The 24760-nt window shown below is 58.6% G+C and carries 18 protein-coding genes; 11 read left to right on the forward strand and 7 right to left on the reverse strand.

Features of this window, described 5'->3' with window-relative positions; genetic code table 11:
• Position 1 precedes the first annotated feature (1 nt).
• The 8 genes from KQP88_RS13470 (at position 2) to KQP88_RS13505 (ending at position 9929) form a co-directional block, all read left to right on the forward strand.
• Positions 2-283 (forward strand): peptidylprolyl isomerase, encoded by a 282-nt coding sequence (locus tag KQP88_RS13470; RefSeq protein WP_117165564.1) that lies wholly within the window; start codon positions 2-4, stop codon positions 281-283.
• Positions 284-462: 179 nt separating this feature from the next.
• Positions 463-2331 carry an extracellular solute-binding protein gene (locus KQP88_RS13475; RefSeq protein ID WP_216703324.1) on the forward strand — a complete coding sequence of 623 codons (1869 nt, stop codon included), beginning with the start codon at positions 463-465 and terminating at the stop codon, positions 2329-2331.
• Entirely contained in the window at positions 2332-3396 is a 1065-nt protein-coding gene (locus KQP88_RS13480) for a microcin C ABC transporter permease YejB (protein ID WP_200992065.1), read from the forward strand. It abuts the gene before it with no gap.
• Positions 3396-4418: an ABC transporter permease gene (locus KQP88_RS13485; protein WP_216703325.1), complete on the forward strand. Its 1023-nt coding sequence runs from the start codon at positions 3396-3398 to the stop codon at positions 4416-4418. Before KQP88_RS13480 ends, KQP88_RS13485 begins: the two co-directional genes overlap by 1 nt.
• Positions 4419-4483: 65 nt before the next feature.
• Positions 4484-6061: an ABC transporter ATP-binding protein gene (locus KQP88_RS13490; RefSeq protein ID WP_216703326.1), complete on the forward strand. Its 1578-nt coding sequence runs from the start codon at positions 4484-4486 to the stop codon at positions 6059-6061.
• Positions 6062-6113: 52 nt separating this feature from the next.
• The gene (locus KQP88_RS13495) at positions 6114-7526 is read left to right on the forward strand and encodes a sigma-54 interaction domain-containing protein (RefSeq protein ID WP_216703327.1); all 1413 of its coding nucleotides are present in this window, start codon (positions 6114-6116) and stop codon (positions 7524-7526) included.
• 239 nt (positions 7527-7765) lie between these two features.
• Complete coding sequence (locus tag KQP88_RS13500; protein WP_025260387.1) at positions 7766-9157, forward strand: GntP family permease; 1392 nt, start codon at positions 7766-7768, stop codon at positions 9155-9157.
• A gap of 10 nt (positions 9158-9167) precedes the next feature.
• Positions 9168-9929 (forward strand): 3-hydroxybutyrate dehydrogenase, encoded by a 762-nt coding sequence (locus tag KQP88_RS13505; protein ID WP_200992060.1) that lies wholly within the window; start codon positions 9168-9170, stop codon positions 9927-9929.
• A 131-nt stretch (positions 9930-10060) separates the two neighbouring features.
• Here the strand turns inward: KQP88_RS13505 and KQP88_RS13510 are convergent, their stop codons facing one another.
• Positions 10061-11224, reverse strand: a complete 1164-nt coding sequence (locus KQP88_RS13510) for a PilT/PilU family type 4a pilus ATPase (RefSeq protein WP_200992059.1) — start codon at positions 11222-11224, stop codon at positions 10061-10063.
• A gap of 132 nt (positions 11225-11356) precedes the next feature.
• Here KQP88_RS13510 and KQP88_RS13515 point away from each other — a divergent pair, with 132 nt between their 5' ends.
• Positions 11357-11632: a peptidylprolyl isomerase gene (locus KQP88_RS13515; RefSeq protein WP_025260390.1), complete on the forward strand. Its 276-nt coding sequence runs from the start codon at positions 11357-11359 to the stop codon at positions 11630-11632.
• Positions 11633-11686: 54 nt separating this feature from the next.
• Here KQP88_RS13515 and pgm read toward each other — a convergent pair whose 3' ends face one another.
• The 5 genes from pgm to KQP88_RS13540 all read right to left on the reverse strand — a co-directional run bounded on the left by pgm (position 11687) and on the right by KQP88_RS13540 (position 20593).
• On the reverse strand, positions 11687-13333 hold the full coding sequence (gene pgm / locus KQP88_RS13520) for a phosphoglucomutase (alpha-D-glucose-1,6-bisphosphate-dependent) (RefSeq protein ID WP_216703328.1): 1647 nt from the start codon (positions 13331-13333) through the stop codon (positions 11687-11689).
• A 102-nt stretch (positions 13334-13435) separates the two neighbouring features.
• On the reverse strand, positions 13436-15691 hold the full coding sequence (locus KQP88_RS13525; RefSeq protein WP_253950611.1) for an ATP-dependent DNA helicase: 2256 nt from the start codon (positions 15689-15691) through the stop codon (positions 13436-13438).
• A gap of 287 nt (positions 15692-15978) precedes the next feature.
• Positions 15979-17385, reverse strand: coding sequence for an aminotransferase-like domain-containing protein (locus KQP88_RS13530; protein WP_216703330.1), 1407 nt, complete (start codon positions 17383-17385; stop codon positions 15979-15981).
• A gap of 96 nt (positions 17386-17481) precedes the next feature.
• Positions 17482-18984, reverse strand: coding sequence for a hypothetical protein (locus KQP88_RS13535; RefSeq protein WP_200992054.1), 1503 nt, complete (start codon positions 18982-18984; stop codon positions 17482-17484).
• Positions 18985-19570: 586 nt separating this feature from the next.
• Positions 19571-20593 carry a zinc-dependent alcohol dehydrogenase family protein gene (locus KQP88_RS13540; RefSeq protein WP_216703331.1) on the reverse strand — a complete coding sequence of 341 codons (1023 nt, stop codon included), beginning with the start codon at positions 20591-20593 and terminating at the stop codon, positions 19571-19573.
• Between the two features lie 311 nt (positions 20594-20904).
• Here KQP88_RS13540 and KQP88_RS13545 point away from each other — a divergent pair, with 311 nt between their 5' ends.
• On the forward strand, positions 20905-21819 hold the full coding sequence (locus KQP88_RS13545) for a LysR substrate-binding domain-containing protein (RefSeq protein WP_236249815.1): 915 nt from the start codon (positions 20905-20907) through the stop codon (positions 21817-21819).
• Positions 21820-22391: 572 nt separating this feature from the next.
• On the forward strand, positions 22392-23459 hold the full coding sequence (locus KQP88_RS13550; protein WP_253950612.1) for an alpha/beta hydrolase: 1068 nt from the start codon (positions 22392-22394) through the stop codon (positions 23457-23459).
• A 175-nt stretch (positions 23460-23634) separates the two neighbouring features.
• Here the strand turns inward: KQP88_RS13550 and KQP88_RS13555 are convergent, their stop codons facing one another.
• Positions 23635-24726 carry an NADH:flavin oxidoreductase/NADH oxidase gene (locus tag KQP88_RS13555; RefSeq protein WP_216703332.1) on the reverse strand — a complete coding sequence of 364 codons (1092 nt, stop codon included), beginning with the start codon at positions 24724-24726 and terminating at the stop codon, positions 23635-23637.
• Positions 24727-24760: the final 34 nt, after the last annotated feature.

A 24760-nucleotide genomic window follows, 5' to 3' on the forward strand; every position in this document is an offset into this window, starting at 1 on the left:
CATGGCTAAAGCCACTGCCCGCCACATCCTTGTTTCGAGCGAAGAGAAATGCAACGAACTCAAGGCTCAGATCGAAGGCGGCGCTGATTTCGCTGAAATCGCCAAGGCCAACTCCAGCTGCCCGTCGAGCCGTCAGGGCGGCGACCTGGGTTCGTTCGGTCCAGGCCAGATGGTGAAGGAATTCGATACCGTCGTATTCAGCGCGCCAGTCAATGTCGTGCAAGGCCCGGTGAAAACCCAGTTCGGTTATCACCTGCTGGAAGTGACCAGCCGCCAGGACTGATCCTGACTCGCTGCTGCACGTGGACGGCTCATCTTCGGATGGGCCGTTTTCATTTACACGCTCTTCACAAGCTCCCGTCTTTATTGACAATTACGGTTACAAGCCCCTTCTGATCCGGTAACTTGGCGCATGCCTTCAACCCTGATGTTCATGTGTGAACCTCAGTCAGGATTCGAGTAATGCGTTCTGTTTTCCTATCACTGATAACTGCACTGCTGGTGCTGATCACGGGCTTTCAACAGGTGCTGGCGGCGCCGCAGCATGCCTTGACCGTCTATGGCGAGCCACCACGCTACCCTGCCGGTTTCCAGCATTTCGACTACGTGAATCCCGATGCGCCCAAAGGCGGTAGCATGCGCCGTTCGGCAACGGACATCGGCCAGTTCGACCATCTGATTCCCTATATCGATAAAGGCATAGGGGTCACACAAATCAGCGGCCTGCTGTATTCACCCTTGGCCGTCAAATCCCTGGACGAGCCCTACACGGTATACGGACTCATCGCACAGAAAATGGAACGCCTGGAAGACGGCATGTCCCTGCGTTTCTATCTTGACCCGCGCGCCCGCTTTGCCGACGGCACACCGATCACGGCCAGTGACGTGAAATACACCTATGAACTGCTGATGACTCAAGGCAGCCTGCAATACCGCACCCGCTTTGAAGCGGTAAAAGGTCTGGAAGTGGAATCCGAAAGCCGGATTCGCTTCGACTTCAAGAACAACGACAGCCGTACCCTGCCCCTGGATCTGGCCTCGCTGCCGGTGCTCCCCGAGCATTGGTGGAAAACCCGTGACTTTGCCGGTGGCGCAGGCTTCGAGATTCCGCCGGGCAGCGGCCCTTACAGGATCAGCCATGTGGATCCGGGGCGCAGCATCACCTTCGAGCGTGACCCGAACTGGTGGGGCAAGGATCTGCCGGTCAATAAAGGCATGTACAACTTCGACCGATTCAGCATCGAGTACTTTGGCGATACTGATGTAGCGCGGCAGGTACTCAAGGGCGGCGCCTACGATTACAACCGCGAATACTCGGCCACCGGTTACTCGATCCGCTATGACAGCCCGGCACTCAGCGAGGGCCTGCTGCAAAAGGCGCATCTGGCCAAGGGAGCGGTCCAGAGTACGCAAGGCTTCGTCTTCAACCTGAATCGCCCGATGTTTCAGGATCGCCGCGTGCGTCAGGCCCTGTCTCTGCTCTGGGACTTCGAGTGGGCCAACCGGCAGATGATGCGCAATATGTACATCCGCCAGGACAGTTATTTCTCGAACTCGGAACTGGCCGCGACCCAGTTGCCGACACCCGCCGAGCTGAAGATCCTTGACCCCCTGCGCGGTTCGATTCCCGACGAAGCCTTCACGACAGTTTTCAAGAACCCGAAAACCGATGGCACGGGGTTTATCCGCGACAAACAACTGCAAGCGCTGGCGCTGCTGCAGGAAGCCGGCTGGACACCCAAGGGCGACCAACTGGTCAACGCCCAGGGCGAGCCGCTGAGCTTTACCTTCCTCAATGGCCAGCCGGGTTTCGAGCGCCTGTTGCTGCCTTACAAGCGCAATCTGGCGCAGATCGGTATCCACTTCGATGTGCGGCGCATCGATGCGGCCCAGTATCTGAACCGTGTCATGGCCCGTGATTACGACATGATCGTGACCGGTTATTCGGTGTCGACTTCACCGGGTGCGGACCTCTATAACAGCTTTGGCTCGAAGGTGGCCAACGATCCCGGCTCCAGCAATTACATGGCGTTGCAGGACCCCGCCGTGGATACATTGATCGAGGGCCTGATCAAGGCAAGCGACAAGGCGACCATGACCGATTACGCCCACAGCCTGGATCGGGTGCTGCAATGGAATTACTACTGGATTCCCAACTATTACCCGCCGGGCTCCTCCACCGTCTGGTGGAATCGTTTCGGTATCCCGAAAATCCAGGCCAGCAACAGCGAAGCCATCGAAACCTGGTGGGAAGTCAGCCCGACACCGCTGACCAATGAACAGTTCGCAGCAAAACGTGGTGCTTCAGCCCTTGTTTCGGAGATGCAGTGAATGCTCGGTTATGTCCTTCGCCGTTTGCTGCTGATCATTCCCACGTTGTTGTGCATTCTGCTGGTCAACTTCTTTATCGTGCAGGCCGCTCCCGGCGGGCCGGTGGAGCAAGCCATCGCCCGACTGCAAGGCATCGGCGGCGCCAGTGTGGGTGCTGGCGCAACAGAAACCGCCAGCACTGGCCAATCAAGGGCTTCACGTGGCCTCGACCCCAAGCTGATCAAAGAGATCGAGCGTCAGTACGGCTTCGACAAACCGCTGCACGAGCGGTTATGGCTGATGCTGAAAAACTACGCACGCCTGGATTTCGGCAACAGTTTCTTTCGTGGAACCACGGTCACCGACCTGATTCTGCAAAAGATGCCGGTTTCCATTTCCCTCGGGCTCTGGGCGACGCTGCTGACATATCTGGTTTCGATTCCGCTGGGCATTCGCAAGGCGGTCAGGCACGGCAGCCAGTTCGATATCTGGAGCAGCACCGCCATCATCATCGGCTACGCCACTCCGGCCTTTCTGTTTGCCATGTTGCTGATCGTGGTGTTTTGCGGCGGCACTTCACTGCACTGGTTCCCGGTGCGCGGCCTGGTTTCGGATGATTTCGACCAGCTCTCGACATGGGCGAAGATCGCCGATTACTTCTGGCATCTGGTGCTGCCGGTATCGGCGCTGGTCATCGGCGGATTCGCCTCTTTGACCCTGCTGACCAAGAACGCCTTCCTCAATGAAATCACCCGCCAGTACGTCACGACAGCCCGAGCCAAGGGCATGAGCGAGCGGCGTGTGTTGTACGGTCATGTATTTCGCAACGCCATGCTGCTGGTGGTATCAGGCATTCCCCAGGCGTTCATCACGGTATTCTTTGCCGGTTCGCTGCTGATCGAGGTGATTTTCTCTCTCGATGGCCTGGGGCGCATGAGTTACGAAGCGGCTGTTTCTCGGGATTATCCGGTGGTGTTCGGCTCGCTGTTCATCTTTACCCTGTTCGGCCTGCTGATAAAGCTGGCAGGCGATATCTGCTACACCCTGGTCGACCCGCGCATCGACTTCAGCGCGAGGAATGCCTGATGCGCAGACTCTCTCCGCTGGCTCAACGCCGCCTTGAACGTTTTCGCGCCAACCGCCGGGGTTGGTGGTCGCTGTGGCTGTTCTGTGCGCTGTTTGCACTGACGCTGGGTGGCGAACTGATCGCCAATGACAAGCCGCTGGTGGTGAGCTATCAGGGCTCGCTCTACTTCCCGGTTCTCAAGCGCTATACCGAGCAGGAATTCGGCGGTGAGCTGCCCTTCCAGCCCGATTACCGCAGCGAATACGTGCACAAGCTCATCGCCAGGGGAAATGGCTGGATGGTATTCCCGCCGATTCCATTCAGTGACGACACGCCCAATTACGACCTGGCACTCCCGGCCCCCAGCCCGCCCTCGTCCACCAACTGGCTGGGCACCGACGATCAGGCTCGCGATGTTCTGGCGCGGGTCATCTTCGGGGCGCGGGTGTCGATCCTGTTTGCCTTGATCCTGACCGCCGTCAGCGCACTGATCGGCATCGCGGCCGGGGCACTGCAAGGGTATTACGGCGGCTGGGTGGACCTGATCGGTCAGCGCCTGCTGGAAGTCTGGTCAGGCCTGCCGGTGCTTTACCTGCTGATCATCCTGTCAGGCTTCGTCGAGCCCGGTTTCTGGTGGCTGTTGGGCATCATGGCGCTGTTTTCCTGGCTGTCGCTGGTGGATGTGGTGCGCGCCGAATTCCTGCGCGGACGTAACCTGGAATACGTCAAGGCAGCCCGCGCCCTTGGGCTGGGTGATCGCAAGGTGATTGTGCGGCACATCCTGCCCAACGCCATGACCGCGACCCTGAGCTACCTGCCGTTTATCCTGACCGGTGCCATCTCGACCCTGACGGCACTCGACTTTCTGGGCTTCGGCATGCCGGCTGGCAGTGCTTCGTTGGGTGAACTGATCGCCCAAGGCAAACAGAACCTGCAGGCGCCGTGGCTCGGGCTGACAGCCTTTTTCGCCCTGGCGTTGATCCTGACGCTGCTGGTGTTCATTGGTGAAGCCTTGCGTGATGCGTTTGATCCGCGATCTTGATCCCCGATCTTGATCCGCGATCTTGATCCGCGATCTTGACCACCGATTTGATTCGAGACCCTGAAATGTCAGAAAAGCTGATCGAAATACGCAACCTGAACATCGCCTTCGGTGGGCAGAAGGTCGTCAGCAACCTGAGCCTCGATATCTGCGCGGGGGAATGCCTGGCCCTGGTGGGTGAATCCGGATCGGGCAAGTCCGTCACGGCCCACTCGATTCTGCAATTGCTACCCAAAAAAGGCACGACCAGCACCGGCAGCATCACCTATCGTGGCCAGGAACTGATCGGTGCCAGCGACCGGACCTTGCGTGAATTGCGGGGCAATCGGATTGCCATGATCTTTCAGGAGCCCATGACGTCCCTGAACCCGCTGCACACCGTCGCCCGGCAGATCGGCGAGACGCTGCTCCTGCATCGCGGCATCAGTGGACGCGAGGCTGAGGCCAGGATCATCGAGTTATTGGAACTGGTGGGCATCCAGCAGCCGCAAAAGCGCCTCAAGGCCTACCCTCACGAATTGTCCGGAGGTCAGCGCCAGCGGGTCATGATCGCAATGGCTTTGGCCTGCGAGCCGGAACTGCTGATTGCCGATGAGCCGACCACGGCACTGGATGTAACCGTACAACGCAAGATCCTGTTGCTGCTCAAGGAACTGCAACAGCGCCTGAACATGTCGTTGCTGCTGATCAGCCATGACTTGAATCTGGTGCATAGCGTCGCCCAGCGGGTTTGCGTGATGCGCGCTGGTGAAATCGTCGAACAGACCGATTGCCAGTCACTGTTCAAATCGCCACAACACCCTTACAGCCGGTTGTTGCTGGATGCAGAACCCGCAGGCGAGCCGCTGCCACGGGATACCCGGGAAAAGGTGCTGGAAGTCGAGAATCTGCGCGTCTGGTTTTCCCTGGCAGGCGGTATCCTGCGTCGGCACAAGGAGTATCTGAAAGCCGTCGACGATGTCAGCTTGAGCATCGAGCGTGGCAAGACGCTCGGGATCGTCGGCGAATCCGGCTCGGGCAAATCGACACTTGGTCAGGCAATCCTGCGCCTGCTGGAGTCTCGTGGCAGTATCCGTTTTCGGGGACAGGCTCTGGATGGCTTGAGTCAGAAGCAGATGCGCCCATGGCGTAAAGAGATGCAGGTGGTGTTTCAAGACCCTTACGGCAGTCTCAGCCCGCGCATGTCAGTGGCGCAGATCATCAGCGAAGGCCTGGAAGTCCACCGACAACTGGACGCACAGCAATGTGAGGCCGAAGTGATCCGGGCGCTGGAAGAAGTCGGCATCGACCCTCAAAGCCGCCATCGCTATCCCCATGAGTTTTCCGGTGGTCAGCGCCAGCGTATTGCGATTGCCCGGGCACTGGTGCTCAAGCCGGCCTTGATACTGCTCGACGAGCCCACTTCGGCGCTGGATCGTACGGTACAGAAACAAGTCGTTGCACTGCTGCGCGACCTGCAGGAAAAACATGGCCTGACTTATCTTTTCATCAGCCATGACCTGGCCGTAGTCAAGGCGCTGGCCCATGATCTTATCGTGGTCAAGGACGGCAAAGTGGTCGAGTACGGCGCCAGCCACACTATCTTCGATTCGCCTCAGCATCCTTACACCAGGGAATTGCTGGCGGCAGCGCACCCAGGATAAAAACAGGCATTCTGTTCGGCCAGACGCCGGGGTCAAATGACGGAACACCCCAATGAAAGAGAACACTCTCAGCGACTACCAACACATCCAGCGCCTTGCGACCCGCTCCCTGTTCGAGATCATCGAACAGTCCAGTGAAGGCACGGTGATCGTCGACAAAGAGGCGCGCATCGTCTGGATCAATGAACGCTACGCCCGCCGCTTTGGCCTGCAGGATGCAAGCCTGGCCATCGGGCAACCCTGCGAAAGCGTGATTCCCGGCAGCCTGTTGCGCCAGGTGGCCAACAATGGGCAACCGATCCTGCTGGACATGATGGACACCGCCAAGGACCCGCTGGTGGTCATGCGCCTGCCGATCCATGACAACGCCGGCTCGGTGATTGGTGCCATCGGTTTTGCCCTGTTCGACCAGTTGCAGACCCTGTCCCCTCTGCTCAAGCGCTACCTGAGCATGCAGCAGGAACTGGCCAGTACGCGCTCGCTGCTAAAGGCCCGGCAGGCAAAATACAACTTTGCGCACTTCATCGGCATCAGTGAAGCGACCCTGGAAGTCAAACGCCGTGCCCGACGCAGTGCCAGCACCGATTCCCCGGTCTTGTTGCTGGGTGAAACCGGCACCGGCAAGGAGCTGCTGGCCCATGCCATTCATAACGCCTCGCCCCGTGCCGACAAGCCTTTCGTCAGCATCAACAGCGCCGCAATCCCGGAAGCCCTTCTGGAAGCCGAATTCTTCGGCACAGCGCCTGGAGCGTTTACCGGAGCCGTGCGCAAAGGGCGCTCGGGCAAATTGAAAATCGCCCAAGGCGGCACGCTGTTTCTCGATGAAATAGGCGACATGCCGCTGGAGCTGCAAAGCAAATTGCTGCGGGTATTGCAGGAAAAGGAATACGAACCCGTAGGTTCCAACGAAGTGTTCCAGAGCGATGTGCGCGTGATAGCCGCCACCTCCATCGACCTGGAAGCAGCCATCAAGCGGGGGGAGTTCCGCGCCGACCTTTACTATCGCCTGAGCGTCCTGCCGATCCAGGTTCCGCCCTTGCGCGAGCGCCTGGAGGATTTGCCTGTCCTGAGTGAAACCATCCTCGAAGAACTGCACAGCCAGCATGAACTGGAAGGCAACGCCCTGAAGCTGCTGGCCCAGCATGCCTGGCCCGGCAATATCCGGGAATTGCGCAATGTGCTGGAGCGTGCGGCCTTGCTCAGCGACGACTTGCAACTCACGGCCCAGGACATCCACAGCGCCATCGGCACCCTGCTGCCGGTCAGCGTCAGCTCTGCCCGAGATAATCACACTCAGGTCCACGAAACCTTCAGCCAGGCTCGCAGACGCTGTGATCGGCAGTTGATTGAAAACACTTTGTTGCAGTGCGCAGGGAATGTGGTGCAGGCAGCACAGCAACTGGGCCTTGGCCGCTCGACCCTCTACAAGAAGATGGCGATGCTGGGGATTGCCGAGTCTCAATAGAGAGAACCGAGTCTCCCTTCAGAGACGAGCCCGGTGGGAGCGAATTTATTCGCGAAAGATCGGTTTTCGCGAATGAATTCGCTCCCACGGGGCGGCGGTGTCTCTGTTGTGAGACTGCCGCCTTCATGAAATCTAATAATTCCCTTTACTTTCAATCAGTTGAATATCTGGCACGAATCCCGCTATAGCCCTGCGGCGGCCTGACCGCACCCATAAAACAATAACAACAGGAGATACCCATGAGCGTAATCATCGCTTTGGCGGCCCTCGCGCTGCTGATGCTCGCAGCCTACCGTGGCTATAGCGTCATCCTCTTTGCCCCCATTGCCGCGCTGGGTGCGGTATTACTGACCGATCCTTCGGCAGTGGCGCCTGCTTTTACCGGGCTCTTCATGGACAAGATGGTCGGTTTCATCAAGCTGTACTTTCCGGTGTTCCTGCTGGGTGCGGTGTTCGGCAAGCTGATCGAGCTGTCCGGATTCTCCCGCTCCATCGTGGCAGCCGCCATCGGCGTGCTCGGTACACGTCAGGCCATGCTGGTGATTGTGCTGGTCTGCGCACTGCTCACTTATGGTGGCGTGTCGCTGTTCGTCGTGGTGTTCGCGGTTTATCCGTTTGCGGCCGAAATGTTTCGCCAGAGCGATATCCCCAAACGCCTGATCCCGGCGACCATCGCCCTGGGTGCCTTCTCGTTCACCATGGACGCCTTGCCCGGCACACCGCAAATCCAGAACATCATCCCCACCACCTTTTTCAACACCACCGCCTGGGCCGCGCCGTGGCTGGGCCTGATCGGCACCGTGTTCGTATTCAGCGCCGGCATGCTGTATCTGCAGCGTCAGCGCAACAAGGCTGCGCGCACCGGCGAGGGTTATGGCCATGACCTGCGCAACGAACCGGAGACGGCAGCCGACCTGAAGCTGCCCAACCCGTGGATCGCGCTGTCGCCGCTGATACTGGTGGGCGTCATGAACCTGTTGTTCACCTGGTGGATTCCCCAGTGGTATGGCAAGACTCATACCCTGGCGCTGCCGGGCATGGCGGCGCCGATTCAGACCGAAGTCGCCAGGCTGACAGCGATCTGGGCCGTTGAAGCCGCACTGCTGACCGGCATTGTGATGGTGCTGATATTCGGCTTCAGCGCCATTCGTTCCAGACTGGCCGAGGGCAGTAAAAGCGCAGTCAATGGCGCGTTGCTGGCGGCCATGAATACTGCATCCGAATACGGCTTTGGTGCAGTGATCGCTTCATTGCCAGGGTTTCTGGTACTGGCCAACGCCCTGAAAAGCATCCCGGACCCGCTGGTCAATGAAGCCATCACCGTGACCTTGCTGGCCGGGATTACTGGCTCGGCTTCGGGCGGTATGAGCATCGCTCTGGCAGCCATGTCGGACAGTTTCATCGCAGCCGCCAATGCCGCGAATATTCCACTGGAAGTCCTGCACCGGGTGGCCGCCATGGCCAGCGGCGGCATGGACACCCTGCCCCACAACGGCGCGGTCATCACGCTGCTGGCCGTGACCGGGCTGACCCACCGTGAAGCCTATCTGGACATTTTCGGTATCACCATTATCAAGACACTGGCGGTTTTCGTCGTGATCGCAGCGTTCTACGCCACTGGCATCGTTTAAGGAATCGATTATGAATCTGCAAGGAAAAACCGCACTGGTTACTGGCTCCACCAGCGGCATCGGTCTGGGCATTGCCTTGGTGCTGGCAAAAGCTGGCGCGAACCTGGTGCTCAATGGTTTCGGAGAAGCTTCGGCGGTGATCGCCCAGGTGCAACAGTTTGGCGGTCGCGTTGGCCATCACCCGGCGGATGTCAGCGACCCGGCGCAGATTGCCGAAATGATCGCCTATGCCGAACGCGAATTCGGCGGTGTCGACATTCTGGTCAATAACGCCGGCATTCAGCACGTGGACGCTGTGGAGGACTTTGCCGTCGAGCGCTGGGACTCGATCATTGCCATCAACCTGTCATCGGTGTTCCACACCACCCGTCTGTGCCTGCCCGGCATGCGCAGCAAGGACTGGGGACGCATCATCAATATCGCCTCGGTTCATGGGCTGGTGGGCTCGACCGGCAAGTCGGCCTATGTCGCGGCCAAGCATGGGGTGATCGGCCTGACCAAAGTGGTGGGTCTGGAAACGGCCCGCAGCAATGTCACCTGTAACGCCATCTGCCCCGGCTGGGTCCTGACGCCGCTGGTGCAACAGCAGATCGACAATCGCCAGGGCGACCCGGATCAGGCCCGGCGTGACCTGCTGGCCGAAAAACAGCCTTCGCTGGATTTTGTTACGCCCGAGCAATTGGGCGAGCTAGTGTTGTTTCTGTGCAGTGAGGCGGCAGTCCAGGTGCGCGGAGCTGCCTGGAATGTGGATGGCGGGTGGCTGGCCCAATAGGCAGGGTCATAAATCACTTTGTGGGAGGCAGCTTGCTGGCGACTTTAGCGTACAGACGCAGAATATCTGTCGGTTTCAGGCCTTTTTCGCCAGCAAGCTGCCTCCCACAGGTTTTGTTTGTGCCTTAACACTCAGGATTGAGGGCCTTCATTCTCGTCCACCAAACCCCAATCGGGCATCTGCGCGGCATTCGTGCCCACTGGCGCCGAGGGTGCCGTTGTCAGGTGCGAGACGCCCTCGCCGTGCAACTTGAGGCGCAGGCGCACGTTGTTTTGCGAGTCGGCATTTTTCAGCGCTTCCTCTTCGCTGATGATCCCTTCTGCCGCCAGATTGAACAGTGCGGTATCGAAGGTCTGCATGCCCAGGCTGCCGGACTTTTCCATGATGCCCTTGAGTTCCGTCAACTGGTTGCGCTGGATCAGATCACGAATGGTCGGCGTGCCCATCATCACTTCCACAGCAGCCCGGCGCTTGCCATCCGGGGTCTTGACCAGACGCTGGGAAACGAATGCCTTGAGGTTGTTGCCCAGGTCATGCAGCAGTTGCTCGCGGCGCTCTTCCGGGAAGAAGTTGATGATCCGGTCCAGCGCCTGGTTGGCGTTGTTGGCGTGCAGGGTCGAGATGGCCAGGTGGCCGGTATCGGCAAAGGCCAGCGCATGCTCCATGGTTTCCCGGTCACGAATCTCGCCGATCAGGATGACATCCGGCGCCTGACGCAAGGTGTTTTTCAGAGCGGCACGAAAACTGCGGGTATCGACCCCCACTTCACGCTGGTTGACGATGGACTTCTTGTGGCGATGGATGAACTCCACCGGGTCTTCGATGGTGATGATATGACCGCTGGCATTGCGGTTACGGTAATCGATCAGGGCCGCCAGGGACGTGGATTTACCCGAGCCAGTCGCGCCCACGAACAGCACCAGCCCGTGTTTTTCCATGATCACATCGAGCAGGATCGGCGGCAGGTGCAGATCCTCGAAACGCGGGATATCCAGCTTGATATTGCGCGCTACGATGGAGACTTCATTGCGCTGCATGAAGATATTGATCCGGAAACGTCCGATACCGGCCAGCGACACCGCCAGGTTCATCTCCAGCTCACGCTGGAATTCGAGCTTCTGTTCCTCATCCATCAAGCCCTGGGCAACGATCGCCACCTCACCGGGCTTGAGGGTTTCAGTGCCCAGCGGCTTGAGCACGCCATTGAACTTGGCGCACGGCGGCGCTCCGGTGGAAAGATAAAGGTCCGATCCGTCCTGGCTGGCCAGAATCTTCAACAACGCCGGAAAATCCATAATCAACACCGCACAAGAAAATATGAAAACGTTTTTCTGCCCGCCACACTTGATGGTCTTTGACGAGCAGATTTATTCATTCAGGTCAGGGCAGGCATAATGGCAGCCTTTTCTGACAGGTGATATTGCGACATGAAAGCCCAAGCCCGCCATATTCTGGTGAAGACCGCCGAAGAAGCCGAACAGCTCAAGCTGCGTATCGCCAAGGGCGAGGCCTTCGACGTGCTGGCCAAAAAGCATTCCACCTGCCCGTCCGGCAAGCGTGGCGGTGATCTGGGTGAAGTGCGGCCCGGCCAGATGGTCGGCGCCATCGATCAAGTCATCTTCAAGAAGCCGCTGCGCACCGTACACGGCCCCATCAAGAGCAAGTTCGGCTATCACCTGGTTCAGGTGTTCTACCGCGACTGAACCGGCTTCAGGCTACTCACGCCCAACGGCAAGAGTAGCCCGAAATCTGCGTTGTCACTTCGGCGCAATCGCGCCATCGACCAGCACCTGGGCTTCAGCCACCAGACGCTGGAGGTGATCCTCGCCCAGGAAGCTTTCTGCATAGATCTTGTAGATGTCTTCGGTCCCGGACGGACGTGCGGCGAACCAGCCGTTCTCGGTCATCACTTTCAAGCCACCGATGGCCTGATCGTTACCCGGCGCATGGCTGAGAATGCCCTGGATCTTTTCACCCGCCAGTTCCGTGGACGTGACCTGCTCAGGCGACAGCTTGCCCAGCAGCGCCTTCTGTTGCGGGTTGGCCTTGGCATCGACACGAGTCGAGAACGGCTCGCCCAGCTCGTCAGTCATGGCCTTGTAGTGTTCGCTCGGGTCACGCCCTGTACGGGCCGTGATTTCAGCAGCCAGCAAGGCCGGGATCAGGCCATCCTTGTCGGTGGTCCAGACCGTACCGTCGCGGCGCAGGAACGAAGCACCGGCGCTCTCTTCGCCACCAAAGCCCAGCGAACCCTCGAACAGCCCGTCGGCGAAGAACTTGAAGCCCACCGGGACTTCATACAGACGACGTCCCAGACGCGCCGCGACCCGGTCGATGATACCGCTGCTGACCACGGTCTTGCCGACGGCCGCATCGGCGCGCCAGTGCGGACGGTTCTGGAACAGGTAGTCGATGGACACCGCCAGATAGCTGTTAGGCGTCATCAGCCCGCCGGTCGGGGTCACGATACCGTGGCGGTCATGATCCGGGTCGCAGGCAAAAGCGACCTGATAGCGGTCCTTGAGGCCGATCAGGCTCTGCATCGCATGGCTGGACGATGGGTCCATGCGGATCTGACCGTCCCAGTCCACGCTCATGAAGCGGAAGGTCGGATCGACGAACTGGTTCACCACGTCCAGGCTCAGGCCGTAATGCTCGCCAATGGCCGACCAGTAGCGAACCCCTGCTCCGCCCAGCGGATCCACGCCCAGACGCAGACCGGCATCGCGGATGGCGTCCAGGTCGATGACGCTTTTCAGGTCGGCCACGTAGGTGTTCACGTAGTCATGACGATGGGTGGTGTCGGCACGCAGGGCTTTTTCATGGCTGATGCGCAGTACACCCTGGAGTTTCTCGGCCAGCAGTTCGTTGGCCTTGTTCTCGATCCATTTGGTGATGTGGCTGTCAGCCGGGCCACCATTTGGAGGGTTGTACTTGAAGCCGCCACTTTGCGGCGGGTTGTGGGACGGCGTGATCACGATCCCGTCGGCCAGACCGGAAGTACGGCCACGGTTGTAGCAGATGATCGCGTGGGATACCGCCGGAGTCGGCGTGTATTCATCACCTTCGGAAATCATCACCTGCACGCCGTTAGCCGCCAGCACTTCCAGGGCCGTTGCGCTGGCAGGCGTCGAGAGTGCGTGAGTGTCGGCGCCCAGGAACAGCGGACCATCGATGCCATTGGCCTGGCGGTACAGGCAGATCGCCTGGCTGATGGCCAGAACGTGCCACTCGTTGAAGCTCAGCTCGAAAGAGGTGCCGCGATGACCAGAGGTCCCGAAAGCCACGCGCTGGGTTGTGATCGAAGCGTCCGGCTGCCCGGCGTAATAGGCCGTTACCAGTCTCGGGATATCGACCAGTAACTGCGCAGGTGCCAGCTTGCCGGCGAAAGGACTGAGACTCATACAACCTCCACGTAAATGGGGACAGGAAATTCGGTTTTGGCGAAAACGGCTATGGTGCGGCAGTTTACTGGCAGTTTGACCGGAATGCTTGGCTATCGATCCCTAAGTCTCTGAGTTTGCGAGCTGCCACCAGCTCGGGAGCAATTGTTGCACCTGACGCTCGGCAAAACGGTCATCGATCAGCATGACCACACCACGATCGTTCTGGCTGCGGATCACTCGCCCGGCCGCCTGCACGACTTTCTGCACACCGGGATAAAGATAGGTGTAATCGTAGCCAGAGCCGAACAAGGCAGCCATTCGTTGCTTGAATTGTTCGTTGACCGGGTTCAGTTGCGGCAAGCCAAGGGTCGCGATGAATGCGCCGATCAGCCGTGCTCCGGGCAAATCGATCCCCTCGCCAAACGCACCGCCCAGCACCGCAAAGCCGATGCCCTGGCTGCTCAGGGTGAAACGGTCGAGAAAGGCCTGTCGCTCGCCTTCGCTCATGCCGCGTTCCTGTTGCCACAGCTCGATCTGCGGCCAGGTCTGGCGCATCAGCTCAACCACTTGCTGCAGATAATCGAAACTGCTGAAGAACGCCAGATAATTGCCCGGTTGCGCCTGAAACTGCTCTCCCATCAAGGCCACGATAGGCGCCAGCGAGGCCTGACGATGGGTGAAGCGGGTCGAAATGTGGCTGACGATCCGCACATTCAGTTGATCGTGATGAAACGGCGACTCCACATCGATGCAGACGGTCTTCTCTGGCAGTCCCAGCAAGTCGGCGTAGTAGCGTTGCGGCTTCAACGTGGCGGAAAACAGCACAGTCCCGAGTGCAGCACCCAGTCGCGGCGCAATGAAACGGGCCGGCACCACATTGCGCAGGGTCAGCCGGGAAAGACGGCGTTTTGCGCCCCACTCGCGCACGGCGATATCGAAGATGAAATGCTCGTCGAACAGCTCGGCAATCCGCACAAAACCGATGGCATCGAAATAAAAGCTTTGCAGCGCCCCATCCACCGCATGGGGGTGTTCGTTGAAGTAGTCGCCTATGGCCGCCACGCACAGATTCAGGCTACTCAGGAATTTAGCTGGCACCTCGGCGTAGGCCTGATAGGCGCCCGCCTGTTCCTTGTGCAGGGCATTCCATTGGCGACTGAGCCGTTGCAGGGGTTTCTGCAAGGGCTGCGGAGCCGTCTGCCGAAGCGCATTGAGGCTCTGCTGATCGAGACTGGCGCTGTACATGCTGCGGGCACGCTCGACCATGTTGTGAGCTTCGTCCACCAGCACCGCCACGCGCCACTGATTGAACTGGGCAAGACCGAACAACAAGGCGCTCAGGTCGAAATAGTAGTTGTAGTCGGCGACCACCACGTCCGCCCAGCGCGCCAGCTCCTGGCTGAGGTAATACGGACAGACCTGATGCTGCAAGGCAACGTCCCGCACGCCAGCCTGATCCAGCCATGGAGCCTTAAAGGCAGCGCTGCGTGCGGCGGGCAGACGATCATAGAAACCGTTGGCCAGCGGGCAAGAGTCGCCATTACAGGCCTTGTCCAGATGCTCGCAAGCCTTGTCCCGTGCAACCAGTTCCAGCACTCGCAGCCCGAGGTCAGGGGAACTGCGCCCGATCACTTGCAAGGCATCCAGCGCCAGCTTTCGGCCCGGCGTCTTGGCCGTCAGGAAAAACACCTTGTCGAGCTTTTGAGACGGTGCGGCCTTGAGCATGGGAAACAGCGTGCCGACGGTCTTGCCGATCCCGGTCGGTGCTTGGGCCATCAGGCAGGAACCGGTGCTGACCGCCTTGTAAACCGATTCAGCCAGCGTCCGTTGCCCGGTGCGGAATGCGGGATAAGGAAATGCCAGTGCCTTCAGGCTCTGGTTACGTGACGAGGTGTGCGCCAGTTCCTGCTGCGCCCAGTACAGAAATATCTCGCATTGCCGCTCGAAAAACGCCTGCAACGCCTCGCGGCTGAAAGGCTCGCGAATCACGGTTTCCTGTTCGCTGATGATGTTGAAATAGACCAGCGCCAGCGTGACCTCGCTCAGATCCAGGCGCTGACACAACAGCCAGCCGTAGATCTTCGCCTGCGCCCAGTGCAATTGGCGATGATTGGCCGGCATGGCATCGAGTTCGCCGCGATAGGTCTTCACTTCCTCCAGTTGATTGAGCACCGCATCGTAGCCATCGGCCCTGCCCCGGACCGTCAATTCCCGATAATCGCCGCTCAGCGACAGCTCGGCCTGATAACTCGCGCCACGCCGAGCCGCCACGGTGCGATGGCCGGCAATGCCTTCCTGAGCCGTGGGCGAAGGCGTGAAGCGCAGGTCCAGACTGCCAACCTTGGCCGTGAACTCACACAACGCACGCACCGCCACGACATAGCGCAGTGAGGGCGGTTCAAGATGAGGGCTGGGAGGGATCGTCAGGGTCACTGCACAGGGAACTGTAGATTGCCGATACTGGATGGGCATACAGATAGCAGCCTTTACCTGGCCCTGGCAAATACAAATGGATCAGCGGCTCCATCAAAACAACACAACAACATGAATTGAAAAGAATTTCTGTGGGAGAATTTCTGTGGGAGCGAATTCATTCGCGAACAAGCAGCCTTCGCGGATGAATCCGCTCCCACAAGTTTTGTTTGTGTAATGTATACATCTCCTCAATGCTGCCGCGCCTGTTTCAGGGCTTCGGCCAGCGCCGTCAACAGACGAGGAATATTCTGGGTCCAGTCGATGGCGTAGCCGATGCGCAGGTGTTGCCGATGCAACCCCTGCAGGCTGAACAGCTCGCCAGGAGTGACGATGATGCGCTGCTGCACAAGGCTCTCGAACACCTGCCGCATATCCACGGGATGGACACTCTGCACCCATATTCCACAGCCGCCTTCCGGCAGCTCATACCGCAGCAGTTGCCCGAGATGACGATCCAGTAACTGCACCATCATTTTCATGCGTTCCACCAGCAAACCCCGCAGTTCAACCAGATGAGCATCCAGTCGCCCGCCACTACAGAGCCTGGCGATTGCCTTCTGACGAATAGGCGGCAACTCGAAGGCCCGCAACAGGAAATACTGCTGCCACTGAACCTCGAAGTGCTTGCACAGCAGATAACCATAAGGCGCTTCCGGGCCCAGGGTCTTGTCGAAGCTGCCCAGAATCAGCAGGCGCTGGGGGTCAATCAGGTCACGCAAGCGGGTGGGTTCCGGTGCAAAGACCAACTCGCCGTGACTGTCGTTTTCCAGCACCCAGACCCGATACCGATTGAGCAATTGGGCGACGGCCTGAAGGTTGGCAAGCGGCAGCAGGCTGCACTGCACCGGATTCAACAGCGAGGGCAAAAACGCCAGGCCAATGTTTTCCGTCAGCAACACCTGATCCAGCGCTGCCAGATTGATGCCGCCGGTCTCGTCCAGCGGTATCTCGATGACCCGGATGTCTAAGGATTGCAGCAGACGTAGCAACGTCCAGGTACAGGGCGATGCCACCAGCACGGTTCCGCCGCGCAGGTTCAGAACATCGATAACCGCTGTCAGCATGCCGGGCATGTCCGGCCCGATATAGACATTTTCAGGATGCCAGCAGTGCTGGGCATCACGGGTATGACGAGCCGCCAGGGCCGTGCGCAGTTCAATATCGCCAAATGGCTGGAATACGGCACTGAGCGGGCGCGGGTAATACCTGAGCAGTTCGCGCTCCATGGCCAGCAACGGGCTTTCCATGGATTGCAGCAAGGTGGGTTCGTCGTTGCCCAATACCCATCCACCCGGACGACGAACATGGCGGTAAAACGTTTCCAGCAGGCTGTCATTCTCGAATACCGGATCAGGAGTCTCATCGCCGACCCCGCCTGGCAAGGCGTAATAGCCGGACTTGGGCATTGAACACACCCGTCCTTCCTTTTCCAGCAGCGAATAGGCGCTTTGCACCGTCGAGATCGAGACCCGCAGGCGCCGGGACAACTGCCGCAAGGAGGGCATCCTGGTCGTCGAATCGGTTTGCACTTCGTCAATCAGACGAACGAGATAGCGGTAGACCGCCTGATAGGCGAAATCCGTTTTGTTTTTCATGAGGAGACAATCCGGCGCAGGGCCAAAAGATTTTCCAGGCGATGGCGACATGGCTGATACCGAGTCCACGGCAACAGCCATAGCCAGACAGAGGGCTCAGCGTCCGGAGAGCACTTCAGCCATGACGCCGCCGGTTTCAGGATCGACTGTCACGACCCGACACTTGTCCGGGTCAGCGGCGCGAACCTTGGCGATGATCGAGTGTTCATTGTCAAAGTTGACCCGCGACTTGCAGTACAGGCTCTGCAACCCCTTGAGACTCAGGCCACTGATATCCACCAGCCATTGCACCACCTGCTCGGGTGCCGTGAGCCCCGAGAGCACCTTGTGCAGGTCCGGCAAGGCCACCAGCATGCCCGGATGGCAAGAACGCAGAAATGCTTCCAGCTCCCGCCCACGATCTACAAAGGGCGAGAAAGTCATGCACACCAGTTGCGACTCATTCAGACCAAATCCATCCAGGGCGTAACTGGCAGCCAGTTCGCGGCGTGCTTCGATACGCTCGGGCCCGTCATAGGCATCCATGGCCAGCTTGATCAGCCGCGCCGGCATCTGCTTCCTGCGCATCAGCATGCGGGCCAGTGCCAGGTACTCGGCAATTCCTTCGGCATAGCGACGGCCTTGCAGGTATTGCGCCTTGAGACCCCGGATATGGGCCATCAACAATGGATTGGCACAGTCCGACTCACTGAAAGCGAACGACAGGTCATCGAAGCGAAAGCCCAGGAACTCGGTCAGCAGGTTCCAGTGCTCCTCGACCTTGCAACTGACCAGATCACAGATGCTGATGAAGGCCGGCACAATCGCCTGATTGGGGTAAACGATAGCCCGCGGCGATCTGGCGGCCTCATCGCCCTCTCCATAGAGTTCATGGAAATAAGCCTGGCCGATCGTGTCGATGGACCTGAGGATGCCATTGAGATTCTGGCCACTCCAGTTGACCTTGCCCTGCCCCGTTCGCTGGGCAAGACGCATCGCCCAGGTGACGTAATGTTTCTGCTCTTTTCGAGAGTCGCCATTGACCACGGCATCCACGCCGCTGCCCCAGCTAGAAGCCCGCCCCAGAAACTCCGCAAGCCCCAGATAGCAACGATTGCAGAAAGTGGTGCGGCCATCGCCGCCGGTCAGATGGCCGGCCAGCAACATGTCCGAGCGATTCTGCTCGCGCCCTGCACTGGAAAACGGCAGGTCCGGCTCGAATGTCTGGGTATATTGGTTATCGACCACGAGCATTTCCACCCGCGGGTCGTCATACAGAAACAACGCCGAGTAGGTGCGATGAATGTTATCCATCACGGCCTGGGTCAGCCCTACATGGCGCATGTTGGCCACACGCAGATTGAAAGTGCCGGGGGATCTGCCTGCGATGCTCAGTTGCGCAGCTCTCAGGAAAGCCAGTGTATAGGCACTGTCCTTGCCGCCACCGAAGGCGACCAGCACCTTGAAGCTGGAGATTCGCTCGATACCACCCGCAGCGACGATCAGTCGCTGAATCAGCAATTGCAGGGCCGTACGCTCAGCTCTCGTGAAATAGCCCAGCAAGCGCTGCAATACTTGCTGGTACACATAATTCATGGCTTGTTCGTGAATGGAACTCATACTTTTTCACCCACCCCGTTTTCAAGACAACACATGATGCAAGGGCGGCATTTAATATCGGGCTTATACGCGATTTTATAATCGATCATGACTCATTCCCTGAGTAAGAATTACCAAACTATTATCGGTATCCCTAAAACAATTACAAGGTACAGATCGACACCAAAAGCGATACACCTCGTTTAAACAGGCGCCCATAATAAACACAATGTTCAATCTGTAATGATCCCGCCTCCCTCACGCACTACACGTAGCGCAAGCCAATCCCTTCAGGCCGAAGGCTCTGGAAAGGGACTGCACACCAAGACTCCCGAAGCAGCCGACAAAAAATGTATTTTCGACCGTAGGAAACCCTGTTCACCCACGCCAACATCCGTCAGACACATTAAACAAAACCATTCATTATGATTATTTTAAAAATCACGCCCCCCACCTAACCGTTCATCCGTAAAACTGAAAAATATTAAACAACTAACACCGTCTTTTTTATGCCCGCCTTGCAGTACAAGCCCGCACACTTTCACGCATAAAAAAGCCCTCCTGAAAAGGAGGGCTTCAAGTAGAACTTAACAAGCGGGTGACAAAACTATGCCTGAGTGATTTCCAGTACAGCACGTCCACCAATCGGGCAAGCATCCATGTAGCGGTGAGCCTGAACCACTTGTTCAAACGGGAAGTTGCGCGTCTGTAGCGGCACCAGCACCCGGTCAGCCGTCAACTGGTTGATATCGCGCAAGGCCCGTTGCAGCGCCTCGGTATCAGGAACAATGCCCAGCTCAGGCTTGCCGGTGAAGTTACCCAGGCAGTGCACGAAGAACTGGATGTTCTTCTGGAAAGCCGCACAGGCCGGGAATGGAGTCTGGTTGCCACCTTGCAGGCCATACAACACCAGGCTGCCACGGGGAGCCAGAACATCGCCCATCATCGACATCTGCGGACCGCCCAAGCCATCGAACACCGCATCAACACCGCGATTGTCGGTGTACTTGTTGATCGCCATCAGCAAGTCCTGCTCTTCAGTGACCACGACCTTGTCAGCGCCTTGTGCCAACAGATAATCACGAGCATCGTCAGTCTTGGTCGCTGCAATGACGCGAGCGCCCAGCGCCTTGCCCACCTGCACGAAGCACGGCCCCGAGCAATGGCTGGCATCAGTGACCAGCACGGTTTGCCCTGCCTTGATGCGAGCCAGCTCGACATAGGCAAAGTAGGCGACCAGCATCGGCGTGTAGTGCACGCTGGCTTCGACGGGGGTCAATACGTCGGGGTAACGGGTCAATGCCGAACGCGGCAATACAATGGACTCGCCATAAACAGGATGCCTGTTGGCATCGGCGGCCGGAAAGCTGGCGACCTTGTCACCCACGGCCAGATCGCTGACGCCATCACCCAGAGCGCTTACGACACCCGCCATCTCGTAGCCAAGACCGGCAGGCAGACGCGCCTGGGTGGAAGCAAGATTTTGCCGCCAGAGAACGTCATACCAACTGACACCGATTGCCTGGACACGCACTTGCACCTCACCGGGTGCAGGCAGCGCGTCGGGATGCTCTTCGACCTTGAGCACCTCGGCCGGGCCAAACTGGTGAAAACGGATCGTGCGGGACATTTAGAACCTCGCCTTGTATACCTTGATGCCGTGAACTCTATCCGGGCTCTGCCGACAACACTATCAGTGGCTATTAATAGTCGACATGCCTGTCATCGATTGTGCCTCATGGGCCGGGCGACAACGCCTGGCACTCCCTGAAGGCCCATGCATTCATGGGCGGCCATTGTTGGCATGTCGACGAAACATTGCAACCTGTGTGGACATTTAAGACAGCGTCACGAAATTTTTCGATGCGCGTCATCCGCGTTTGCTCGTACTATCGCAACCTCTCAAAGCACCAAATCGACAAATGGCCCGAGAAACTCCGCATGAATCGCAACGACCTGCGTCGCGTTGACCTCAATCTGCTCATCGTTTTCGAAACCCTGATGCATGAAAGAAGCGTGACCCGCGCGGCCGAAAAACTGTTTCTCGGGCAACCGGCAATCAGCGCGGCCCTCTCGCGCCTGCGCGGCCTGTTCGACGATCCGCTGTTCGTGCGCACCGGCCGCAGCATGGAGCCAACAGCCCGCGCCACGGAAATCTTCGCCCTCCTGTCCCCCGCGCTGGACTCGATTTCCACCGCAGTCAGCCGGGCATCGGAGTTCGATCCGGCCACCAGCACCAACGTCTTCCGCATCGGCCTGTCCGATGACGTGGAATTCGCCCTGCTTCCGACCCTGCTCAAACGACTGCGTTCCGAAGCACCCGGCATCGTGCTCGTCATCCGCCGCGTCAATTACATCCTGATGCCGGCCCTGCTGGCCTCGGGCGAAATCTCCGTGGGCGTCAGCTACACCCAGGACCTGCCCGCCAACGCCAAACGCAAAGTCTTGCGCAGAAGCAAGCCGCAACTGCTGCGCGCCGACTCGATTCCCGGCGCCCTCTCCCTGGACGACTTCTGCGCCCGCCCCCACGCACTGGTGTCATTCGCAGGCGACCTGAGCGGCTTCATTGATGAATACCTGGAAGAAATGAACCGCAAACGCCACGTCGTCCTGGCCGTCCCGCAGTTCAATGGCCTGGCCACCCTCCTGACAGGCACCGACATCATCGCCACCGTGCCGGATTATGCGGCCCAGGTACTGACGGCTGCTGGCGGGGTACGGGCAGAAGACCTGCCTATCGAGACAAGAACCTTTGAGCTGCATATGGCGTGGCGCGGGGCGCAGGATAATGATCCGGGGGAGCGGTGGTTGAGGTCGCGGATTCAGATGTTTTTTGGGGATCCGGATAGTCTTTGACAGAACCCCACAAAACTAGAAGTTTTTATAAGCAAACCTTCAACGGATAAATTCGCCCACCCAATTCCACCGATCTCCATAACTATGGTGGGCATGGGAGGCAAATTCCGTTTTTACAGAATGATGCCTCAAACCATATTGCCATTCTTGAGGCGCAACGCCTCAACGAACACTGTCGGCCTATACAAACCCCATTTTTCAAATCCTTTCAGCGTATAAGCCCAAACACGACTGCTTGCTGAGCCAGCGCTCGGAATCGCAAAACCATGGGCCAATTATTCTGCCCCTGCTCCATGTAAAGCATCGCATCGCTCATCCCTAACATGCCCCTCAACATTCCTGAACTTTTCTCATCACTTCATAAAAATAAACCCCACTTATCACCCCCCCTTCAAACCGTCAGCATCACCTCCGACTAAAGCAAGACAAATCCTCAGTAACCGCAACCGATCCACCCTGCCCCTATCAGGTGCCGGCTGCTTCTCAACACTCTCGCATTCAGGAAAAGTGATATGGCTCAACGAACCCGCAATACATTCATGCTCGGCATCCTCGCTGCCTGCACCGCTTTGATGGTCACTGCCGCTCCTGTCTTCGCACAGAATCAAGCAGCCCACAAGGCTGAAACGCTGACGCTCACCAGCCAGTGGGACAAGACTTTCCCGCAGAGCAACAAGGTCGATCATCAGAAGGTCACCTTCAAGAATCGCTACGGCATTACGCTCGCCGCCGATCTCTACCTGCCCAAGAATCGTGGCAATCAGCGATTTGCGGCCCTTGCTGTCAGTGGTCCCTTCGGTGCCGTCAAGGAGCAGTCCTCGGGATTGTATGCGCAAACCATGGCCGAGCGCGGGTTCGTAACCTTGGCATTCGATCCGTCCTATACCGGCGAAAGCGGTGGCCTGCCCCGTAACGTCGCTTCACCAGATATCAACACCGAAGACTTCATGGCCGCCGTGGACTACCTTGGCCTCAATTCTGCCGTGGACCGTAATCGCATCGGCGTCATTGGTATCTGCGGCTTTGGCGGTATGGCTCTCAATGCCGTGGCGGTCGACAAGCGCGCCAAAGCGGTCGTCGCAGTCACCATGTATGACATGTCGCGTCTGATGGGTAGAGGTTTCCAGGACAGCTTGTCGCTGGAGAACCGGACCAAGATCCTGACCCGACTCAGCGAGCAGCGCTGGAAGGATGCAGAGAGCGGCACTCCGGCGCCAGGTGCTCACGACTTCTATGTCGATGCAAATGGCAATGTGGAGATCGCCAACAGGATTCTTCCGGAAACGTTGCCTGCTGATGCGAATCCGGTCACCAAGGAGTTCTTCGACTACTACCGCATGCCGCGCGGCTACCACAAGAACTCGGTGGCTTCGGCGGGCGCCTTTACCGGCACCAGCCCGATGGCCTTCATGAACATGCCGCTGCTGACATACATCAAGGAAATCTCTCCGCGCCCGATTCTCTTCGTCGTCGGCGAAAACGCGCACTCGCGCTACTTCACCGAAGACGCATACAAGGCTGCGAACGAGCCCAAGGAACTGGTCATTGTGAAGGGAGCCAATCACGTCGATCTGTACGATCAACTGGACAAGATCCCGTTCGACAAGATCACGGACTTCCTTCGCACAAACCTGAAATAAGGCAGCACCGGGGTACTCGCATCCGGGCACCCCGCATCGTTTCAGGTTTGAAGACAGCATTCAGACCGACAAGGCAGATACTGATGACGCCGCACTTTATGCTGAAGCTGTCCAGAACGAATCTACGCAATGCGATAGCGCCGAACCTGCTGGCTCGGCGCTACACACGCCTCTCTTACTGATACCGCTCCAGCCAATGCGCATAAGGCGCAGGCAATGTCCAGGAAGCCTTGTCCACCCCCAGTTCCTTCGCAGCAAAGTAAGCCCAATGCGGATCAGCCAGATGCGCGCGGCCTACGGAAACCAGATCGAGTTGACCCGCCTTCAAAGCACCTTCCGCCAGTTGCGGCGTACCGAAGCCCCAGGCCGAGGTCACGGGCAAACCGGCTTCGCGTCGTACGCGCTCGGCGACAGGCCCCATGAATGCAGGCCCCCAGGGAATCTGGGTGTCAGGAATGGTGAAACCGACGCTGACGCTCAGCAGGTCCAGACCACCGGCCTTGAAGCGGCGAGCCAGCTCGATGGATTCGCTCAGGGTCTGCTCGTCACGCCCGTCGTATTCGATCACACCGAAACGCAGGGTCAGCGGCAGGTTTTCCGGCCAGACTTCGCGTACTGCGGCCAGGGTTTCCAGCAGGAAACGGCTGCGGTTATCGAAGCTGCCACCGTAGGCATCGGTACGCTGGTTGGAGTGTTCGGAGAAGAAGCTTTGAGCCAGATAGCCGTGGGCGAAATGCAGCTCGATCCATTCAAAACCGGCATCGCGGGCACGTCGGGCAGCGTCGACGAAGTTCTGGCGCACACGGGCGATATCTTCCAGAGTCATCGCATCCGGGACCTTAGGCAGATTGGCGCCGAAAGGAATGGCCGATGGCGCGATGGTTTTCCAGCCGCGAGCATCGGAAGCGGAAATATGATCATCGCCTTCCCACGGACGATTGGCGCTGGCCTTGCGACCGGCGTGGGCAATCTGAATGCCGGGCACGGAACCTGCGGCCTTGATGGCTTTCACAATGGGGACAAAGGCTTGCGCTTGCTCATCGTTCCAGATCCCCGCGCAACCCGGCGTGATGCGCCCCTCGGGAGCAACAGCCGTGGCCTCGACCACCAGCAACCCTGCCCCGCCACGCGCCATGCCGACCAGGTGAACGTGGTGCCAGTCATTCACCACACCTTCGTTGGCCATGTATTGGCACATCGGCGGGATGGCGATCCGGTTGCGCAGCGTTACGTCTTTCAGCTTGAAGGGTTCGAACAATGCAGACATGTGGCAGCTCCTGAAAACGAACAGACAATCTGAT

The sequence above is a fragment of the Pseudomonas lijiangensis genome (assembly GCF_018968705.1).
In the GTDB taxonomy this organism is placed as follows: Bacteria; Pseudomonadota; Gammaproteobacteria; order Pseudomonadales; family Pseudomonadaceae; genus Aquipseudomonas; species Aquipseudomonas lijiangensis.

Coding starts and splice junctions, on each gene's coding strand:
- KQP88_RS13495 (WP_216703327.1), top strand. CDS start 6,114: ATGAAAGAGAACACTCTCAGCGACTACCAACACATCCAGCGCCTTGCG.
- KQP88_RS13485 (WP_216703325.1), top strand. CDS start 3,396: ATGCGCAGACTCTCTCCGCTGGCTCAACGCCGCCTTGAACGTTTTCGC.
- KQP88_RS13530 (WP_216703330.1), bottom strand. CDS start 17,385: ATGAAAAACAAAACGGATTTCGCCTATCAGGCGGTCTACCGCTATCTC.
- KQP88_RS13540 (WP_216703331.1), bottom strand. CDS start 20,593: ATGTCCCGCACGATCCGTTTTCACCAGTTTGGCCCGGCCGAGGTGCTC.
- KQP88_RS13480 (WP_200992065.1), top strand. CDS start 2,332: ATGCTCGGTTATGTCCTTCGCCGTTTGCTGCTGATCATTCCCACGTTG.
- KQP88_RS13470 (WP_117165564.1), top strand. CDS start 2: ATGGCTAAAGCCACTGCCCGCCACATCCTTGTTTCGAGCGAAGAGAAA.
- KQP88_RS13505 (WP_200992060.1), top strand. CDS start 9,168: ATGAATCTGCAAGGAAAAACCGCACTGGTTACTGGCTCCACCAGCGGC.
- KQP88_RS13545 (WP_236249815.1), top strand. CDS start 20,905: ATGAATCGCAACGACCTGCGTCGCGTTGACCTCAATCTGCTCATCGTT.
- KQP88_RS13550 (WP_253950612.1), top strand. CDS start 22,392: ATGGTCACTGCCGCTCCTGTCTTCGCACAGAATCAAGCAGCCCACAAG.
- KQP88_RS13515 (WP_025260390.1), top strand. CDS start 11,357: ATGAAAGCCCAAGCCCGCCATATTCTGGTGAAGACCGCCGAAGAAGCC.
- KQP88_RS13555 (WP_216703332.1), bottom strand. CDS start 24,726: ATGTCTGCATTGTTCGAACCCTTCAAGCTGAAAGACGTAACGCTGCGC.
- KQP88_RS13490 (WP_216703326.1), top strand. CDS start 4,484: ATGTCAGAAAAGCTGATCGAAATACGCAACCTGAACATCGCCTTCGGT.
- KQP88_RS13500 (WP_025260387.1), top strand. CDS start 7,766: ATGAGCGTAATCATCGCTTTGGCGGCCCTCGCGCTGCTGATGCTCGCA.
- pgm (WP_216703328.1), bottom strand. CDS start 13,333: ATGAGTCTCAGTCCTTTCGCCGGCAAGCTGGCACCTGCGCAGTTACTG.
- KQP88_RS13475 (WP_216703324.1), top strand. CDS start 463: ATGCGTTCTGTTTTCCTATCACTGATAACTGCACTGCTGGTGCTGATC.
- KQP88_RS13510 (WP_200992059.1), bottom strand. CDS start 11,224: ATGGATTTTCCGGCGTTGTTGAAGATTCTGGCCAGCCAGGACGGATCG.
- KQP88_RS13535 (WP_200992054.1), bottom strand. CDS start 18,984: ATGAGTTCCATTCACGAACAAGCCATGAATTATGTGTACCAGCAAGTA.